We start from the raw sequence: 18,885 nt of genomic DNA, 5'->3' as shown, positions 1-18,885 counted from the left end.
GGAGCCTAAATGGAATGGAAGCCTAAATTTTGGATATCATTTCTATTAGGAATAATAGTCCAACCCTTTGTATTTCTTTACTTAAATCACCTTGGCTTATTTAGCTTGTACTTGTGCGTGTCAATTTTTACTGCCATTGTCGATTGGTATTTTTCAAGCTATTTAACATTAGGACTGGTGTTAGTTATTGTTATTCATAGCTACTTCATTGTTAGGCATTACAATATTTGCTTGCCTAGAGCATGGTTTTCCAAATGGTGGGGCTTAGTCGCTATTCACGCTGGAGTGTTGATATCGGTCACCTTGTTTCGAGCGTTTTTATATGAACCTTTTACTATTCCCGCAAGGTCCATGAATCCTAGTTTATCGGTTGGGGATTACATTGTGGTAGAGAAGCAAGGTTACGGAACTTATGGTACTTTCGGGGTAATCCTTGTTGATAACGACAAGGTGAAGCCAGAATTGATGCAAAAAGGCAATGTGTATGCATTTTACCCACCAAACATGGACGCGCCTCACGTTGCACGCTTAATTGGCTTACCAGGAGATAGGATTAGCTTTAAAGGTAGCAATATACAGTTAAACGGAGAAGAATTGCCTATAAGCTTTGTATCTGGCACAACTCATACGGAAACCTACCAAGAAGTGCTAGCCAATAATAGCTATTTAATACAAAGAGCTATTGGTGTTTCTCACTCTTTTAGTGACGCCTATGTGATCCCCGATAATGCCTACTTTTTTGTCGGAGATAATAGGGATAACTCAGCAGACAGCCGTTTATACGGTGCTGTTGATGGTAATCGTATTCTTGGAAAGCTAGTGTTAACACTTAAACCCAATGACTTCACCTTAAAAACGTCTCTGTCTGAAAGAACTAAATAGGGTGAAGAAAACTGATTTGCTTTACCGTAGTTGAGTTGTGATGTTTCTACAGAAAATTGAATATGTTGAGTGCCAATAAGTAGTATTCATAAATTTGTGTGTTTGGTTTAAAGCAACTTGTTGTGTGCCAAAGAGCTGCTATAACTATAGTTAAATCAATATTTTCCATGGCAATAAGCTAACAATTGGTGCTACATAACGCGCTTGCTTTTGCTTAATGATTAGATTGTTTGAACTAGCAGGCTTAAGGAGTATTGGCGCCTTGAAACATTCGTCTAAGTGGCTAAAGTTCTTGTTGCTATTGTGTTTACTCATTGGCTCTTGGCAAGTTAAAGCAAAGCATGAACTAGATAAACAATACTCGCTCACCTTGGTACTAATGCCCAGTAGCGGCAAACAGCGACAAGCCTACAAGCAGCTTATTGAACGCTTTAGTACTGCCTACCCACATGTTGAGGTGGGGACACAGGTTTACGAAAACGAATACTACAAAAAGAACATTGAAGACATCATGAAGAGTAATGATGGCGAAGGTGATCTGTTTTTTTGGTTTGGTGGTGAGCGGCTTAGGGCATTGGCTAAAAATGACCTAATTCTCGATATCTCATCGTGGTGGCAACAAGCCAATTGGGACAAGACTTTCAGTTCGGCTGCCAAACACGCTTCCCAGTATCAGCAACAATATTACGCCTTACCGATAAATTACTACCAGTGGGGCTTTTATTATCGGCAGTCGATGATTCGCTACCAACCCGATACTTTTACTAGTTGGCAGCAATTTCTGATGAGTTGCCAAAGCTTTGCCAACAAACAACAACACTTAGTCACCATTGGTAGCAAAGAGGCATGGCCGGTGGCTGCTTGGTTTGACTACCTTAATTTGCGCATTAATGGCTTGGCATTTCATCAACAGTTGCTTGCTGGGAACATCGCGTTCACCGATAAACGAGTGGTGCAGGTCTTTAATTATTGGCAACAAGCTATCGATGCTCAGTGTTTTGTGCCAAACAGTGATGAGATGGGTTGGAAACAAGCGTTACCAGCAATGTATCGTGAAAAAGCCGCGGCAGTATTAATGGGGAACTTCTTTCTCGCGACCGTGCCCGATAGAGTGCGTAATGATTTAGGCTTTGCGGCGTTTCCCCAGGTGCTTGAAGGGCAGAAGCAATATGAAGAAGCGCCTATTGATGTCATTGTGGCGCACCCACAAGCGAAAACTAATATCGCCGCTTATTGGTTTTTAGATTTCTTGTCCAAGGGCGATGCCTTAGTCGAGCTTAATCAGCAATTGGGGAAAATTAACCCCTTGTCTAGCAGTAAGGGCAGTGAAGATCGGTTTATTCAAGCTGGCACTCAGCTGTTAAATAGCGCCAAAGGAGTGTCGCAGTTTTTTGATCGTGATAGTCCTAAACAATTTGCCTTGCCTGCTATGGATATAATGGTGGAGTTTTTGGAAGGCAGAGTTACTGCTTTTGAAGCTATTGAGCAATTAGAAGCTCTGAGAATTAAAGTTTTTAAAAGTATTCACTAAGTGGCTTGTTAGCTTAATAAAGTGCTAGCTTTACAAAGCCAGTAGCAATGACAATAATGTGCTTAATAAAGGCGCAGGACAATTGCATGAAAACCACAGATAACATCTTGTATCGAATAAAAAGCCAAGGTGGGCTTACGGTAAAGATGTTAGCCGAGCAGCTTGATATCACAACCATGGGCGTTCGCCAGCATCTACAAAGTTTGGAAAGTGATGGCCTAATTGAACATTTCGACAAAAAAGTAAAAGTAGGTCGGCCTACTCGATATTGGCAGTTAACCGATAAAGGCCATGGACGCTTTCCTGATTGCCACAGCGACTTAAGTGTTCAGCTAATTGGCGCGGTGAAGCAGGTATTCGGTGAGTCTGGCTTAGAGCAATTGGTTAGTCATCGTGAGCAACAAAGTTTTAGTGCTTATCAGCAAGCGATGGACGGAATTACCAGTATTGCCGACAAGTTAGAGCTTTTGAGCAATAAGCGTAGTCAAGAAGGTTATATGGCTAATTGGCAGCGCCAGCAAAGTGCTTACCTGTTTGTTGAAGATCATTGCCCTATTTGTATTGCTGCTACCGAATGCCAAGGTTTATGCCGCTCTGAACTTGATATGCTGCAGAAACTGTTTAGCGAATGTGAGGTAGAGCGCACCGAACACATTGTTGCTGGCTCGCGTCGCTGCGCTTATACCTTAACGCCTTTGGATGGTTATGAATAAGTTAGTTGTTGGATTCTGCACTGCGTTATTAGCAATGCTAAGTAGTGTTGTTTATTCCTGTGAGTTGCAAGCTATTCCAGTGGCAGAGCAGCGACGGGGATGTGGTTGCAGTTATTATTTCCCTTCCAAGCTTCCGATTCGTCCAGACATTGTGTTGCAAACCGCTCTTGATGGAACTCATCCCATTATGATGCGCGAAGGAAAACTAGTGAGTTTATGGGGAGCAAAAGAGAGCCCTTTGTTAACCCAAGCTGGATTGAGTTTAGCTCAAAGTTTTCGCTATCAAGCGACAGCCATAACAGTAGAAAATCAAGTTCGCCCTGGCTGTACTTGGGGAGAACAAGGCTGTGAAGTTGTAGGGTATATAAGTCAAATTTCCACTTTTGAAAACTACCAGCAATGCCAGTGGAACTTACAAGGTGACTGCGGCTGTTAGCCAATGAATAAAGAGGCAAGTATGGCTTATCAAGACGTTTTAGATTTTTGGTTTGAAGAGCTAAATCCACAACAGTGGTTTAGTGTAGACGCTAAGATTGATGAACTCATAAGTAATCAGTTTTCTGCTTTGTTGCAACAAGCTGCCAGTGGCGAGTTATTTACTTGGCGTGAGCAAGCGCAAGCAAGCTTAGCTGAAATCATAATATTGGATCAGTTCTCAAGAAATATTCATCGTGGCCAAGCTGGTGCTTTTGCTAACGATTCATTAGCACTATGCCTTGCGCAGCAAGCTGTAGCAAAAGGGTTTGATCAACAGCTTAATCTAAGCCAGCGAAGCTTTTTATATATGCCGTATATGCATAGCGAATCCCTAGTTATTCACCAGCAGGCAGAGCAGTTGTTTAAGGCTCCAGGGCTAGAAAATAACTATCAGTTTGAGCTAAAGCATAAAGTGATTATTGAGCGCTTTGGACGCTACCCACACCGTAATCAAATACTTGGTAGAGAGTCTAGCCCTGAAGAAATCGCCTTTTTAGCAGGGCCCGACTCTTCTTTCTAAATGATCTCAACAACTTAAAATTGTGACATAAAATTGTCATGTTTTTTTGTGCTGCCAATACCAGTTAGACACTAAGCTTAAAGGGTGTTGTTTGGTGTTGGAGTAGCCAGTGAGCAGGTTGTTGTTGGGCATTTTTGTAAGTTGTTTTAGTTTGCATGTTCATGCAGCGGTAAGCTTGCTTGGGCCTAACGAGCAAGCCAGTAATGTGTTTAAACAAGCCAATCAAACTCATCTTGATACTGACAATTCGCAATCGGCTATTAAGGGTTTAGATACTTCTCCAAATAGTGAATTAGGTGTAGGAGAGCGCTTATTAAGTCGCTTAAGTTGGCCAGTTCAAGCGAGTAGAGAGTCAGCCTTGGTGCTTAAGGCAGAAGACTACCAAGTTCGTTATCCAGATCTTCAACAATCCATTCAATATTTTCATCCCGATTCACTTTGGTATGGATACCCCCAGGCGAGAAATACCCGTGACCAACTGCAGTGGATGTTGCTGGAGTTTAGTTTAGCGGGGGGGCCAAAACAGTTAAGTGATTGGCTGGCGCAAATAAATGCGATAAATAACGATAACCCCCAGTGGGAAGCCTTATATACCGATGCCTTTTTGGGCTTAATGGCATTTTGCCAGCAATTAATGCGTTTAGATTATGCCCAAAGTATGGCCTTAAACAACATTACAGCTACGCCCCTGGTGATACTAATTGATGAACCGTGGTTGGCTCACTTAAGCCGAGCAGATTTGTATCAGCAGTTAAGTAGTATGCGCGGTGAACTGAATATTGAGCGTTTGCGTTATCGTCAGCAGATTTTGCATTGGTTAAATGTGCAACAGCAGCGAAAACAACAAGTGAATATTGCAAGTGGACCGCTGATTAGTTTAAACAGCCGCGATTGGCGGGTGCCCTTAATTCGCCAGCGTCTTGCTGAGTTTGATATCGCTAATCAGTTTGCTGATTTGCAATTAGCTACTATGGACGCAGACACTGTAATTGCGTTAAAGCGTTTCCAAACGCAACATGGTTTAAAGGCTGATGGCATAGTCGGGAGCGATACGCTGTATTGGCTAAACTTTAAGCCAGTGAATCGCTCTAAAATGTTGGCCAGAAATTTACTGCGTAAGCAGTTACTCGAGCGCTTTATGCTCAGCTCTAACCAACAGCGTATTATGGTTAATGTGCCAGCTTACCAGATGACTTATCTAGATAAAGACAGCGAGGTTTTTCAATCAAAAGTGGTAGTTGGCAGAGCTTCTCGAGCTACGCCTTTATTGGTGAGTGAAATAAGTAGTGTGGTGATAAACCCTTATTGGAACGTGCCAAGAACCATTGTTCGTAAAGATATTATCCCTAAGCTGCGTCGTGACCCTGCCTACGTTGACCAGCAACGTTTTGAGTTGTTTGACTATCAGGGGCAAGCCGTGCCTAGTGAACAAATTGATTGGACACGAGTTAAAGACACTGGCGCTTTTCCTTATCGTATGCGCCAGCGCCCTGGGCCTGGTAACGCACTAGGTGCTTATAAGTTTCATTTTGATAATCAGTTTGCAGTTTATTTACATGATACTTCTTCACCGGAACTGTTTTCTGAACAACAGCGGGCTTTTAGCTCCGGCTGCGTGCGGGTTGAAGCAGCTGATTACCTAGCAGAGACTTTGCTCAAACAGGCGGGTTATAGCGAACAATATAAACAGCGTTTGATTGCTAAAGGTGAGCCTAAATGGGTTCCATTGAAACAAAAAGTACCCGTTTACTTGGTGTATTTTACCTCGTGGTTTGATGGTAGTGGTGGGCTACATTATCGAAAAGATATTTATAATTTTGCCTCTGTTGATTCTTTTTTAGCGAGCTAGAAAATCTAGTTTAAACAAACTACTAGCTGGTATCTGTAAACGATCCTTTTCCAAATGGTATGACTAAAGCCTAGTGCTTTGTTTGCTTTTTAGGCTGTTTGTCGGTATTTTTCTCCAAATTGATTGTTTTTTGATCCATTTGGAGTGAGTGTTGATGTTAGACCGAAATATAAAACGGCGGTCGTTGTTGTTAGGGTTAGGCGCTGGGTTAGTCGGTCTTGGAATACCAAAAAGCTATGCGAGTTCTAGTATTGCGAGGGAATTGCCAGGAGAGCGCTTTCTAAGCATGACCAATTTACATACCAACGAAAGCTGTGAGGTATGTTTTTGGAAAAGTGGTGAGTTTCAAGACAAGGAAGTAGGGCAGTTGGACCAATTGTTACGTGATTTTAGACGTAATGAAGCCACCGAAATGGATAAGGCCTTATATATGCAAATGGCCTTGCTGCAGGATCGCTTGGGCGGAGAGGTGCATTTTGACATTATTTCTGGCTATCGTTCACCAGCAACCAATGAGATGTTGCGTAAAAATGGTGGTGGGGTTGCCAGAAAAAGCTTCCATATGACCGGACAAGCTGTGGATCTGCGAGTTAAGGGGCAATCTCTAGCTAAGGTTCACCAACATGCGCTTGATTTAAAACTAGGTGGTGTGGGCTATTATCCTGCTAGTGGTTTTATCCACTTAGATACCGGAAGGGTGCGCAGCTGGCGCGGGTCTTAATACTTAGGGCGAACTGCTAATGCTGTGTTCGCCCTTTTCTTTGTTAAATTTTAGTCATAAAAACCGCTTTAAATATAAAATCCAAATAAAAACTCCAGAATAAATCCAAAAAATCTCCTATTAATTCTTTTTGTAATCTATCTGTCATATTTGATTGTTTCAATGCATCCCGACTTAGACAAATTGATTGTTATTTTTAATTGCAAAGAGAAATGTTATGAAAACCAAGTTAATCACGGCATTAAGTGCTGCTTCTATGTTGTTTGCTACTAGCGCGTTTGCAAGTAACACTGTTACCGTTTCTGGTTCTACTTCGGTATCAGGAATCATGGAAGTATTAGCTGAAAAATACCAAGCAACTCAGCATGACGTTGTTGAAGTTCAAAGTACTGGTTCTTCTGCAGGTATTCGTGCTGCTAAAGAAGGCACTAGCATGATTGGTATGTCTTCTCGTGATGTTAAAGATTCTGAAAAGAATGAAGTAACTCAAGAAATTGTTATGGCAATGGACGGAATTGCAGTAGCTGTAAACAATGCTAATGAGATAAAAGACTTAAGCATTGAGCAGGTTAAAAAAATCTACATGGGTGAGATTAATAACTGGAAAGAAGTAGGTGGCGCTGACCAACCTATCGTTGCAGTTACTCGCGAAGTAGGTTCAGGTACTCGTGGTGCATTTGAAGACATTATGGGTCTAACTCGTAAAATCAACGATGTAACTGTTACAGCTATCTCTCCACGTGCACAGGTTGCTAGTGGTAATGGTGCAATTAAAACTTTAGTGGCTAACAACCCTTACGCTATTGGTTTCATCTCTTTAGGTTCGGTTGATGACTCTTTAGCAGCAGTATCTATTGAAGGTGCAGCAGCGACTAAAGACAACATCAAATCTGGCTCTTACGGCATTGCACGTCCATTCGTATTGTTGGTGAACAACCAGCCTGCTCCTGAAGCTCAACAGTTCCTAGATTTCATTATGGGTACTGATGGTCAAGCGATTGTTGCTGAAGAAGGCTACATCGAAGTTAATTAAGCTTCCCATTTGGAACGAAGAAAAGAGGCATTGTTTAATGCCTCTTTGTTGTACGTTGATTTTGGAATAATTTTAAAATGAATCAAACGATTGCTGCTCCAACTCAAGAATTTGAGTTGAAAAATTCTGCGCTATTAGAAGCGCTTAGCCAGTCTTCCCAAAAGGTCGACTGGGTTGGTCGTTTCTTTAACTTGCTGTTTTTGCTGAGCGCTCTGATTGGTGTGCTATCGGTAGCGACTATTGGCTACTTCTTGGTGCTTGAGGGCTTACCGGCCATTCAGTTTGCTGGATTAACCAACTTCTTACTTGGTGTAGATTGGTATCCGCCAGCGTTATATGGCATTGGCGCGATGATTGTTGCGTCGGTGGTATCGGCCTTAGGTGCGGTAGTTATTGGCGTGCCAGTAGCCTTACTAACGGCAATATTCTTAGCTGAAGTTGCGCCGAAATGGTTGGCAAATATCATTCGCCCTGCCGTAGAGCTACTAGCTGGCATTCCGTCGGTAGTATATGGTTTCTTTGGTTTGGTTATTATTGTTCCGGCAATTGAATCAACGTTTAATGTTCCAGCTGGTAGTACTTTGTTAGCTGCTATCATTGTTTTGGCGGTGATGATTTTACCTACCGTAATCACTATTGCAGAAACGTCTATTCGCGCTATCCCTCGTACCTATAAAGAAGGCTCATACGCATTGGGTGCTTCACCCATGTTCACCATTTTCAAGGTGATGTTGCCAGCTGCTCGCTCGGGGATTTTGGCAGGCGTAGTGCTGGGTGTGGCTCGCGCAGTTGGGGAAACCATGGCAATTATTATGGTGATGGGTAACTCAACGGCTATGCCTGGTTCATTGTTAGATTCAGCCCGTTCGCTTACCGCCAACATTGCATTAGAGATGTCGTATGCGACTGGCATTCACGCTAGCTCTTTGTATTCAACGGGTATTGTTTTATTGGTATTTGTGATGATTTTGAATACCAGCTTAGTGGTATTAAATCGTAAGAGGGTGAAGTAATGCGCCGCCGTATTGAAGACAGAATTGCGCTTAGCCTTATTTGGGGCGGAGCCGGCATGACTATTTTATTCTTGGTTTGGATGCTTTGGCATATTTTAAGCAACGGCTTAAGCCATGTTAGCTGGGAGTTTATTAGCTCTGCTTATACAACCGTTGGCAAAACCTCGGGTATTTTCTCGATGATTGTTTCAACCATTTACATGGTTGGATTGTCTATCGCAATTGCCGCACCTATTGGCATTATGACCGCTTTATACCTGACCGAATATGCAAAGCCAGGTAGTAAATTAGTTAAGGTTATTCGCTTCTGTACTGAGTCGCTAGCGGGCATACCGTCGATCATTTACGGTTTGTTTGGTATGACCTTCTTTGTAGTTACTTTAGGTTTGGGGTTCTCTATTTTGTCGGGCGCCTTAACGCTAGCTATTTTGATTTTGCCAGTGATTATTCGTACTACCGAAGAAGCACTAATTGCGGTGCCTCAAGCTTATCGCGAAGCCTCTTATGGTTTGGGAAGCTCACGTATTTACACCATTTGGCGTGTGGTACTACCATCGGCAATGCCGGGCATTGTTACTGCAGTTATCTTAAGTACCGGTCGAATTATTGGTGAATCTGCACCGGTATTCTTAACCGCGGGTATGGTAACTCGCATCCCTGAATCAGTGATGGATTCAGGCCGAACTTTAACGGTTCATTTATACAAATTAACTCAAGAATTGTTCACTGTTCATGAATGGAATCAGGCTTATGCAACTGCAACAGTGCTAATTGTTTTAGTACTGCTTATTAACCTAACAACTAAGCTGATCGCTAGCCGATTCAACAAAGCTTCTTACTAAGAGATTGATATGAATAAGTTTGACGTTAACCAACTAGACCTACATTACGGTGACACTCACGCCCTTAAAGGGATTAACTTACCGATCCCTGAAAAGAAAGTTACTGCGTTAATTGGCCCTTCTGGCTGTGGTAAATCTACGTTATTGCGAACGTTAAATCGTATGAACGATTTAATTGAGAACGTAACCATTAAAGGTGACGTAAAGCTCGAAGGCAAAGACATTTATCAAGATCGCAATGTAGCAGCGCTTCGGATGAAGGTGGGCATGGTATTCCAAAAAGCGAACCCTTTCCCAATGAGCATTTATGAAAATGTAGCCTACGGCTTAAAAGCTCAAGGTATTCGCAATAAAAAAATTCTAGATGAAACGGTAGAGACAGCGCTACGCAGCGCTGCTTTATGGGATGAAGTGAGTGACCGTTTAAATAGCCCTGCTTTTGGTTTATCTGGTGGACAACAACAGCGCCTGTGTATTGCGCGCACCATTGCGATTCAACCAGACGTGATTTTGATGGATGAGCCAACCAGTGCCTTAGATCCTATTGCTACTCACAAGATTGAAGAGTTGATGGACGAGTTGCGTAAAAAGTTCACTATTGTGATTGTGACGCACTCAATGGCTCAAGCTAAGCGTATTTCAGATAAAACCGCCTTCTTTTGGATGGGCGAGTTGGTTGAGCATGGCGATACCGACCAAGTATTCAATGCGCCAGTGGATGAGCGAACTCGCGGTTACGTGAATGGCGATTTTGGTTAAGTATTAGACAATTAAATAAAAGCCGCAGAGCTATGTTCTGCGGCTTTTTTGTATCTAAAGTATGGCTTTCTAGCGCTTAACAATACTGTGGTTAAATTGCCATTGTGGCGCTAGTTTTCGGCGTTGTTCACAGCGCTGCAAAATCGCTTTTCGAGATGCATTGTCAGAACCACTCCAAGCGCAAATCTCATCGAGGTGGCGAAAGCAGCCAACACAAACATCATCACCGTCAAGGGTGCATTGCCTAATACAGGGCGAATCAATAAGTTTGTGTAATTCCATGGCTAGGCAATCTCTACAGGCGCTTAATACTAGTTTAGTCTACTAAGCTGTAGGGCAGTTGAGCGATGGTATACAAGCTTTGCTCATCGCCTGCTAAGCGAAACTTAGCTTCTGCATCGGTATCGTTGTTTAGCACTGCCAATAGCTCTACGTAACCCGGTTCTAACTGAACTGCTTGCAATACTGTACCTTTGCCGCGCCAGTTGTCACCCATTTGCTGTTCTAGTCTATCTCCAGCTTTAGGCAATGTAGCACCGTGACCTGCTAAACGTAACGAAGCGCGTTTATTTGCCCCGCGATACTTGGCTCGAGCAATGGTTTCTTGGCCGGTATAACAGCCCTTAGAAAAACTTAAGGCGTTTAAATGCTGCAAGTTAAGCGCTTGAGGAATAAATTGCTGCTGAGTTGCCTGTTCAATGGTGGGTAAACCAGAAACAATCTGCAGGGCACGCCAAAGCTCATTGGCATCAAGATCACTGTTAGGAGCATCTGCCCCCCAATTGTTATCTTCTGTGATCACCAAGTAGCGGCGTTTCGGGCCATCAATATGTACACAAATACCTTGCTCAATTAGGCCGCCATGGCTGGCAATTTCTTCACCAAATTGCTCGGCAATATAGTGAGGCGCTTCGGCTCCCATTACCGCTACTGTATGTAATGTGGATTCGGTTTCGATATTTACCTTTGAAAACACCGCATACTTTTTCAGTTCTTTTAATTGTGACTCTGCTAAAGATGCTGGTTGCAAGTAAAGGTAGTCTTGCTCCAAGCGCAGTAGACGTAATACCGACCACATTTTTCCGGTAGGGTCACAGTGAGCAGCCAAGCTTTGTTGGCCCGGTAACAGGCTATTTACATCGCAGCTAAGTTGGCCTTGTAAATAACTTTGGGCGTCTTCGCCACTTACTCTAACTAGGTGCCATTGATCCAAAGGTTGAACCAATAATGGAGGAAGAGTACATAAAGTTTGTTGAGACATAGTCGGCTTCCGTTGAGAGCTAAGTCAAGCTTATAAGGGTGTAATTTTGTTGTTGAAATGGTATCTTCGTCAATACTTTTACAGCACTACTTATAAGGCTTTTAGTCGAAATAAGTTGATGCTGACCAGTGTAACTCATGTCTACAAGGAACAACATGCAGGAAAATAAATCACGTTTAAAATGGGCTTGCCGTCGTGGGATGTTAGAGCTAGATGTTTTGTTTATGCCCTTTGTTGATGAAGCCTACGATGAACTAAGCGACGAGCAAAAGCTTACCTTTAAACGTTTACTAGCTTGTGACGATCCTGATTTATTTGCTTGGTTTATGGGCCATAAAGAATGTGAAGATGCACCGTTAGCGGCCATGGTTGAGCATATCCTTAAGCGTGTCAAAGTGTAACTTTTCGGCTCATCGCTCGCGCAGTTACTTGTACTTGATAGCTGCGAGTGTGCTTTTCCAAGGCTTGGTTTTAAGCCTCTTTCCTCAGTTATTTCCGCTTATAGTTTTTTGTCTGTTAACCAGTGCAGTGCTTGTCTCTCATTGGTGGCATTATCAGCCTAGTGGCTACTTCAGCCCTGACAAAATGGTTTTTGAACAACAAGATGAACAGCTTGAATGCACATGGTCAAGCTATTCTCGAGTTGCATTTGGCTGTTGTTTGGTGATTGTATTTGAGCAAGATGTACCTAAATGTAAACTGATTTTTGCCGACAGCTTGCCAGAGCATATTTATCGCAAGTTGTGCTTTGTGATTAATTTCCCTAAGGCGGAAGTAAGCCTTTAACTAAGCAAACTTATGGCTACAAAAAAGGCTTACCTATGTAAGCCTTTTTTAATTACCTTTCGTTATCTTCTTCTTGATAGAAGGTATTGGGGTCGAGAATGGTTGGTTTGATTTTATCCAACTTATCTGGGTAATCTAGGTTGTAATGAAGGCCGCGGCTTTCATGACGGCGCATCGCACAGCCAACAATTAATTCTGCTACTTGCAGTAAATTACGCAGCTCCAACAAGTTATTACCCACTTTAAAGTTTGAGTAATACTCAAAAATTTCTTGCTGCAGTAAGTGAATACGGCGCATTGCTCGCTGCAGGCGTTTGTTGGTGCGAACAATGCCTACGTAGTCCCACATAAATAAGCGCAGTTCATGCCAATTGTGGTTAATGATGACCTCTTCGTCAGAGTCGCTTACTTGGCTGTCATCCCAAGGCTGAATGCTGTTACATAGCTGCACCTCGTTTAAGTGCTGCTTTATATGTTCACTAGCCGCGTGGGCGAATACCACACATTCCAACAGTGAGTTGCTGGCCATGCGATTAGCGCCATGCAGGCCAGTGTAGGCCACTTCACCAATGGCGTATAAGTTGGCTAAGTCGGTTTCGCCTTGTAGGTTGGTGACTACTCCACCACAGGTGTAGTGAGCTGCAGGAACCACCGGAATAGCTTGTTTGCGGATGTCGATCCCCAGCTCTAAACAGCGCTTTAAGATAGTAGGGAAATGCAGCTCAATAAACTCATCATCGCGGTGGCTAATGTCTAAGTAGACACAATCTGCACCTAGTCGCTTCATTTCATAATCGATAGCGCGTGCTACTACATCTCGTGGAGCTAGCTCTTCACGAGAGTCAAAGTCTGGCATAAAACGGCTGCCATCAGGACGTTTTAGTAACGCGCCTTCGCCGCGCAGTGCTTCGGTAAGCAAAAAGTTTCGCGCTTCTGGGTGAAATAAACAGGTTGGGTGGAACTGATTAAATTCCATATTGCCTACCCGGCAGCCCGCACGCCAAGCCATGGCAATGCCATCGCCGCTACTTACGTCTGGGTTACTGGTGTATTGGTAAACCTTACTTGCGCCGCCAGTGGCCATTGCCACAAACTTGGCTTTAACCACCTCTACTCGCTCTTTGTTGCGGTTCCAAACATACGCGCCAACCACTTTTTTCTGCTCGTTGTCAGTTTCAGTGATTAAATCAACGGCGTTGAAACGCTCTAGCAAAGTAATGTTAGGGTGGCTTAATACCGCACGTACTAACGTTTTTTGTACCGCTTTACCGGTTGCATCGGCGGCATGCAAAATACGGCGACGGCTGTGTCCACCTTCACGGGTGAGGTGGTACTTGGCCTCGCCATTGGTGGCGGTTTCTTGGTCAAAAGGAACGCCTAGATTAATTAGCCAGTCTATACATTGCTTGCTGTTTTCTGCGGTAAATTTAACCGCATCTTCGTCACATAAGCCATCACCCGCGATCAAGGTGTCATTGACATGTTCTTCTACGCTGTCATTCTTATCAAATACAGCAGCGATGCCTCCTTGAGCATAATAAGTAGAACCTTCTTTGAGAGGTCCTTTGCTCAGTACGTGGACTTTGGCATAATCAGCTAAGTTTAAGGCCATAGTTAAGCCTGCAGCGCCACTGCCTATTATTAGAACATCGCTAGTGTATTCCATTAGATGCGCTCTTATACGTAGTTAAAAGAAAAATTGGAGTATAAGCTAGTTTAACTGAAACTTACGCAAGTTTGCAGTGTCTCACAGAGGCGCAAAAATTTTATTTGGTTGGAAGAGAACTTTTTTGAAAACAAGCAGTCTGAAGAGATGTGCCGCCAAAAAAGCTACCGAATCTCAAGCATTAGGAGGACGGTAGTTACAAATGTCAGAACAGTGGACAGATCAAACGTTGGTCGAAAGAACGCAACGTGGCGATAAGGCGGCATTTAATTTGTTGGTACAAAAGTATCAACATAAGGTAGCAAACCTTATATCACGCTATATTGTGAATCACGGGGATGTGGCCGATGTAACGCAAGACGCGTTTATTAAGGCTTACCGTGCACTACCAAACTTTCGAGGAGAAAGTGCGTTTTATACATGGTTATACCGAATTGCAGTAAATACTGCTAAAAACCACATTGTTGCTCAAGGTCGTAGACCGCCTGCAAATGATGTGGATGCTGATGAAGCAGAGTTCTATGATGGCGCAGATGCTTTGAAAGAAGCCGACACTCCAGAAACTTTGTTGTTATCTGAAGAAATAAAAGAGGTAGTTTTTGCTACAATGGAAGGACTACCTGATGATTTGCGCACTGCAATTACTCTTCGAGAGATAGATGGTTTAAGCTACGAAGAGATTGCCAATGTAATGGATTGTCCTGTCGGGACCGTGAGATCACGGATTTTCCGAGCAAGGGATGCAATTGAAAAGCGAATACAACCGCTTTTAAGTAGGTAACTTTGGGGATTGATGACTAATATGGCAAATAAAGAACAGTTATCCGCACTGGTTGATAACGAATTAACCGACGCAGCACTGTTAGATCTGTTAGCCAATGAGCCGGAGCACGCAGAGCAGTGGAGTAATTATCATTTAATTGGTGATGTACTTCGCGGAGAAACTCCCAAGCAAATCGATATTGATATTGCTAGTGGTGTAGCTGCTGCCTTGGAGCAAGAGCCAGCGATTGTAGCCCCTAAACCTCAGGCGGCCGAACAAAAAGAATCGTCAGTACGTGTTGTTCGATTCTTCAAATATGCTGGGCAATATGCAATTGCTGCATCGGTAGCGGTAGCCGCTATTATTGGTGTTCAGCAATATTCATATCAAGCCAACGATGCTGACCAACCTTTACCCGTATTTAGCACAGTACCGGTAGGTGGAGCTGTAGCACCAGTTAGCTTACAGTCTAACCCTCAGCCTCGTGAGCTAAGTGAAGCTGAAATTATGGAACAGCGTAAGCGTATTAGCGCCTACTTACAGGACCATCGCTTCCAGCAACGAATTGTAGAGTAAATAATTAGCCTATGCGCTTAAAGACTATCTCGATGCCAGTAATCTTATTACTGGCATCTTTTTCTGTTTCAGCAGAGTCCCCCGTAACCACCTCTGATGCCTCGGCTACCTCCGTTAGCCAAACCAGCCCTGCGGTGAGTTTATTACACAATTACCAACAGGCTTTTCATCAGCGTCAGTATGAGCTTTCTTATATTGTGGTTCGCCAAGGGCACATTGAGCCAGTGCGCTTAATTCACGGAGTGGTTAATGGGGTAGAGGTTGCCCACCGCGTGTACTTAAACGGCCCTGCGAATGAAGCTGTATACCGTGAAGGTACCGTAGCGTTTTTTGAACCAGGGCAATCACCTTACAGTTTGGCCTCAAGTCGTTTACCCGGCATGTTTGGCAATTTAGCGGCGGTAAAACTGGAAGATTTACAAAGCAATTTTGACTTAGTGATTGCAGGTAAAAGTCGCGTTGCCGGTCGACCCGCACAGGTGATGCGCATAGTGCCGAAGTCTTCCGATTTGTACGGTTTATACCTATGGATTGATTACGCATCTCACTTACCCTTGCGTTTAGATGTGGTTGATCAAACAGGTGAATTGATTGAACAGCATATGGCTGTGACGTTGGCTGAATATGAAAAGCCCAGTGAATGGATGACTGAATTGGCCAGCTTAGAGTTGCCTAGCACTGTAATGGGTAAAGAATCGGTAGATAAACAAGAGCACCAAATTAATTGGCGCTTGGGTTGGTCACCTAAAGGGATGAAGGTTGCCCAAAAAGAACAGCACTCCTTGGCAGCGATATCAGAATCTGTTGATTACATAAAACTTAGCGATGGTCTGTTTGATATTTCGGTTTATGCCAATGCCGTTGGCAAGACTAACCCCTTACGTGAACAACTGGTTCGCCAAGGTGCGACCAGCCTACATACCGTTGTACGTAAAGGCATAGAAATCACCGTTGTTGGTGAAATTCCACCAGAAACTGCCTCAAAAATGGCCGATTCAGTAACCATTGGTCCTTACTTCGAGAAGCCCATTGAGCCGGCCCAGTAATTCCGCATTAATCATCGAAACAGCCAAGGTTGTTGAGGTAAGTGACGGTTACGCGAAAGTTGAATGTGTAAGTAAAAGTGCTTGTGGCAGTTGTGCCAGTGCAGACAATTGCGGAAATAGTGCGATAGCTAAAGCCTTTCCTACTCGGGTTCATCAGCTTCAGGTAAAGCTTACTGAAACGGTTGAGGTGGGGGACCAGATAGAGTTAGCCTTGAACGCCAAAAACATGCTGCAAAGTGCATTGCTTGTTTATCTTGTTCCCATCGCCATGCTGATTATAGGCGCAGCATTCGGTAAATTTATCACTATGCAAGGCTTTGCTGGTGAATGGGCTATTGCCATCTGCACCTTACTAGGTTTAGCCCTAGGCTTTTTATTGGTTCGTGGCTTTACTCGTTACTTTGCACGGCAGCCCCGATATCGCCCCCAAATGCATGCTAAGCAATAAACTTCTTTTAGAAAGCGCCCTGTAATGGGCGTTTTTTGATTTTAGGGAATACAAAACAATTACTAATTTAAGCCTGCATTTTTTTTGGTTCTGAGTGGATTGTGGTAGTATCCGCGTCAACGATATAATGCGCGATTGCTGCATTTTTAAGAAAAGCGAATCTTAATTCGCGTATAGATGACTTTTTATAGGTAAGCTCTTGATAAATAAGAATATTCGTAACTTTTCGATTATTGCCCATATCGACCATGGCAAATCGACCTTATCTGATCGCCTGATTCAACACTGTGGTGGATTGAGCGCGCGCGAAATGGAAGCGCAGGTTCTTGACTCTATGGACTTAGAGCGCGAACGCGGAATTACCATTAAAGCACAAAGTGTAACCTTGGATTACACCGCTAAAGACGGTGAAACCTATCAGCTTAACTTTATTGATACCCCAGGACACGTTGACTTCACTTATGAAGTGTCACGTTCACTGGCGGCATGTGAAGGTGCTTTACTGGTTGTTGACGCTGCGCAAGGCGTAGAAGCCCAAACCTTAGCGAACTGTTATACCGCTATGGAAATGGACTTAGAAGTTATTCCAGTACTAAACAAAATTGATTTACCACAGGCAGATCCAGACCGCGTAGCGGAAGAAATTGAAGATATCGTAGGTATTGATGCCACCGATGCAACGGTTTGTTCAGCTAAAACAGGCCTAGGTATTGAAGATGTATTAGAAACCATTGTGCGTGACGTACCGCCACCAGAAGGTGATGATACGGCTCCGCTACAGGCGCTAATTATTGATTCATGGTTCGATAACTACCAAGGCGTTGTATCGCTAGTACGTATTAAAAGCGGTGAGTTAAGAGCAGGCGAGCGCATGACAGTAATGTCTACGGGCCAAGCACATGTGATTAACGAAGTGGGTATATTTACTCCTAAACAAACCAATACCGGAGTATTAAAAACCGGTGAAGTAGGTTACGTAATCGCTGGTATTAAAGAAATTTTGGGCGCACCGGTTGGTGATACCTTAACTACCCAAAAAAATGGCTCTACCGAAGCCTTGCCTGGATTTAAAAAAGTAAAACCCCAGGTATACGCGGGTTTGTTTCCTACCAGTTCTGATGAGTATGAAAACTTCCGTGATGCGCTAGCTAAGTTAAGCCTTAACGATTCTTCGTTATTTTATGAGCCAGAAAACTCTACCGCTTTAGGTTTTGGTTTCCGTTGTGGTTTCTTAGGCATGTTGCACATGGAAATTATTCAAGAGCGTTTAGAGCGTGAATACGATCTTGATTTAATCACTACAGCGCCAACCGTAATTTACGAAGTCGAGATGAACAAAGGCGAAGTTATCTATGTAGATAGTCCTGCTAAGTTACCACCTACTAACAATATTGCAGAGATTCGCGAGCCAATTGCCGAAGTAAATATTCTGGTTCCTCAAGAATACTTAGGTAATGTAATTACTCTGTGTGTAGAAAAGCGCGGCATCCAAAAGAACATGGCTTATCACGGTAAGCAAGTTGCCTTAACTTATGAAATACCAATGGCTGAAGTTGTGTTGGATTTCTTCGATAAACTTAAGTCTACCAGCCGTGGCTATGCGTCTTTGGATTACAACTTCAAGTACTTTAATGCTGCTAACATGGTGCGTGTAGATATCATGATTAACGGCGATAGAGTTGATGCGCTAGCCTTGATTACTCACAAAGATCACTCTGAATCTCGTGGGCGTCAGGTAGTTGATAAGATGAAAGAGCTTATTCCACGTCAAATGTTTGATATCGCGATTCAAGCATCTATTGGCATGCACATTATTGCTCGTTCTACGGTTAAACAACTTCGCAAAAACGTAATCGCCAAGTGTTATGGTGGTGACGTAAGTCGTAAGAAGAAGCTGCTAGCGAAGCAGAAAGAAGGTAAAAAACGTATGAAGCAAGTAGGCAACGTGGAAGTGCCTCAAGAAGCGTTTTTAGCCGTACTTCATATTGGTAAGGATTAA

Annotated in this window: 21 protein-coding genes; 18 read left to right on the top strand and 3 right to left on the bottom strand. The window is 43.3% G+C overall.

The genetic code is table 11. From position 1 onward, the window contains the following. Positions 1-9: 9 nt before the first annotated feature. The 11 genes from lepB (at position 10) to pstB (ending at position 10,340) form a co-directional block, all read left to right on the top strand. Entirely contained in the window at positions 10-882 is an 873-nt protein-coding gene (gene lepB / locus K5620_RS14915; protein WP_016402877.1) for a signal peptidase I, read from the top strand. A 262-nt stretch (positions 883-1,144) separates the two neighbouring features. After that, entirely contained in the window at positions 1,145-2,413 is a 1,269-nt protein-coding gene (locus K5620_RS14910) for an ABC transporter substrate-binding protein (protein ID WP_016402876.1), read from the top strand. 86 nt (positions 2,414-2,499) lie between these two features. Next, positions 2,500-3,126: a helix-turn-helix transcriptional regulator gene (locus K5620_RS14905; protein ID WP_016402875.1), complete on the top strand. Its 627-nt coding sequence runs from the start codon at positions 2,500-2,502 to the stop codon at positions 3,124-3,126. Further along, positions 3,119-3,562: a hypothetical protein gene (locus K5620_RS14900; RefSeq protein ID WP_040307432.1), complete on the top strand. Its 444-nt coding sequence runs from the start codon at positions 3,119-3,121 to the stop codon at positions 3,560-3,562. The genes K5620_RS14905 and K5620_RS14900 overlap by 8 nt, the downstream gene beginning before the upstream one ends. Before the next feature lie 21 nt (positions 3,563-3,583). Continuing rightward, positions 3,584-4,123, top strand: coding sequence for a DUF924 family protein (locus K5620_RS14895; protein ID WP_016402873.1), 540 nt, complete (start codon positions 3,584-3,586; stop codon positions 4,121-4,123). Positions 4,124-4,232: 109 nt separating this feature from the next. Beyond that, a complete protein-coding gene (locus K5620_RS14890) occupies positions 4,233-5,972 on the top strand; it encodes a L,D-transpeptidase family protein (protein WP_016402872.1) in 1,740 nt (579 codons plus the stop codon). 154 nt (positions 5,973-6,126) lie between these two features. Continuing rightward, a complete protein-coding gene (mepK, locus tag K5620_RS14885) occupies positions 6,127-6,693 on the top strand; it encodes a peptidoglycan L,D-endopeptidase MepK (protein WP_040307430.1) in 567 nt (188 codons plus the stop codon). Between the two features lie 217 nt (positions 6,694-6,910). Next, a complete protein-coding gene (locus tag K5620_RS14880) occupies positions 6,911-7,726 on the top strand; it encodes a phosphate ABC transporter substrate-binding protein (RefSeq protein ID WP_152781665.1) in 816 nt (271 codons plus the stop codon). 77 nt (positions 7,727-7,803) lie between these two features. After that, on the top strand, positions 7,804-8,739 hold the full coding sequence (gene pstC, locus K5620_RS14875; RefSeq protein ID WP_016402868.1) for a phosphate ABC transporter permease subunit PstC: 936 nt from the start codon (positions 7,804-7,806) through the stop codon (positions 8,737-8,739). Continuing rightward, positions 8,739-9,581, top strand: coding sequence for a phosphate ABC transporter permease PstA (gene pstA / locus K5620_RS14870; protein ID WP_016402867.1), 843 nt, complete (start codon positions 8,739-8,741; stop codon positions 9,579-9,581). Before pstC ends, pstA begins: the two co-directional genes overlap by 1 nt. A gap of 9 nt (positions 9,582-9,590) precedes the next feature. Continuing rightward, positions 9,591-10,340, top strand: a complete 750-nt coding sequence (gene pstB, locus K5620_RS14865) for a phosphate ABC transporter ATP-binding protein PstB (protein WP_016402866.1) — start codon at positions 9,591-9,593, stop codon at positions 10,338-10,340. A 69-nt stretch (positions 10,341-10,409) separates the two neighbouring features. Here the strand turns inward: pstB and K5620_RS14860 are convergent, their stop codons facing one another. Continuing rightward, a complete protein-coding gene (locus tag K5620_RS14860) occupies positions 10,410-10,622 on the bottom strand; it encodes a DUF1289 domain-containing protein (protein WP_016402865.1) in 213 nt (70 codons plus the stop codon). A gap of 34 nt (positions 10,623-10,656) precedes the next feature. Continuing rightward, positions 10,657-11,601, bottom strand: coding sequence for a tRNA-modifying protein YgfZ (gene ygfZ, locus K5620_RS14855; protein ID WP_016402864.1), 945 nt, complete (start codon positions 11,599-11,601; stop codon positions 10,657-10,659). Between the two features lie 155 nt (positions 11,602-11,756). Between ygfZ and K5620_RS14850 the strand changes: the two genes are divergently transcribed. Both K5620_RS14850 and K5620_RS14845 read left to right on the top strand, forming a co-directional pair. Next, a complete protein-coding gene (locus tag K5620_RS14850) occupies positions 11,757-12,002 on the top strand; it encodes an FAD assembly factor SdhE (protein ID WP_016402863.1) in 246 nt (81 codons plus the stop codon). 127 nt (positions 12,003-12,129) lie between these two features. Next, positions 12,130-12,387 (top strand): hypothetical protein, encoded by a 258-nt coding sequence (locus K5620_RS14845; protein ID WP_016402862.1) that lies wholly within the window; start codon positions 12,130-12,132, stop codon positions 12,385-12,387. A 52-nt stretch (positions 12,388-12,439) separates the two neighbouring features. Here K5620_RS14845 and nadB read toward each other — a convergent pair whose 3' ends face one another. Next, a complete protein-coding gene (nadB, locus tag K5620_RS14840; RefSeq protein ID WP_016402861.1) occupies positions 12,440-14,053 on the bottom strand; it encodes an L-aspartate oxidase in 1,614 nt (537 codons plus the stop codon). 202 nt (positions 14,054-14,255) lie between these two features. On the opposite strand from nadB, the gene rpoE reads away from it, so the two are divergent. The 5 genes from rpoE (at position 14,256) to lepA (ending at position 18,885) form a co-directional block, all read left to right on the top strand. After that, positions 14,256-14,834, top strand: coding sequence for an RNA polymerase sigma factor RpoE (rpoE, locus tag K5620_RS14835; RefSeq protein ID WP_016402860.1), 579 nt, complete (start codon positions 14,256-14,258; stop codon positions 14,832-14,834). Positions 14,835-14,855: 21 nt separating this feature from the next. After that, entirely contained in the window at positions 14,856-15,392 is a 537-nt protein-coding gene (locus tag K5620_RS14830; protein WP_016402859.1) for a sigma-E factor negative regulatory protein, read from the top strand. A gap of 32 nt (positions 15,393-15,424) precedes the next feature. Beyond that, positions 15,425-16,438 carry a MucB/RseB C-terminal domain-containing protein gene (locus K5620_RS14825; RefSeq protein WP_016402858.1) on the top strand — a complete coding sequence of 338 codons (1,014 nt, stop codon included), beginning with the start codon at positions 15,425-15,427 and terminating at the stop codon, positions 16,436-16,438. Beyond that, a complete protein-coding gene (locus K5620_RS14820; RefSeq protein WP_016402857.1) occupies positions 16,422-16,886 on the top strand; it encodes a SoxR reducing system RseC family protein in 465 nt (154 codons plus the stop codon). The genes K5620_RS14825 and K5620_RS14820 overlap by 17 nt, the downstream gene beginning before the upstream one ends. A 199-nt stretch (positions 16,887-17,085) precedes the next feature. After that, positions 17,086-18,885 carry a translation elongation factor 4 gene (lepA, locus tag K5620_RS14815; protein WP_016402856.1) on the top strand — a complete coding sequence of 600 codons (1,800 nt, stop codon included), beginning with the start codon at positions 17,086-17,088 and terminating at the stop codon, positions 18,883-18,885.

The organism is Agarivorans albus (assembly GCF_019670105.1).
Classification (GTDB): Bacteria; Pseudomonadota; Gammaproteobacteria; order Enterobacterales; family Celerinatantimonadaceae; genus Agarivorans; species Agarivorans albus.
The sequence above is the reverse complement of the archived record's forward strand: the minus strand, read 5'-3'. Positions and strand labels throughout refer to the sequence as shown.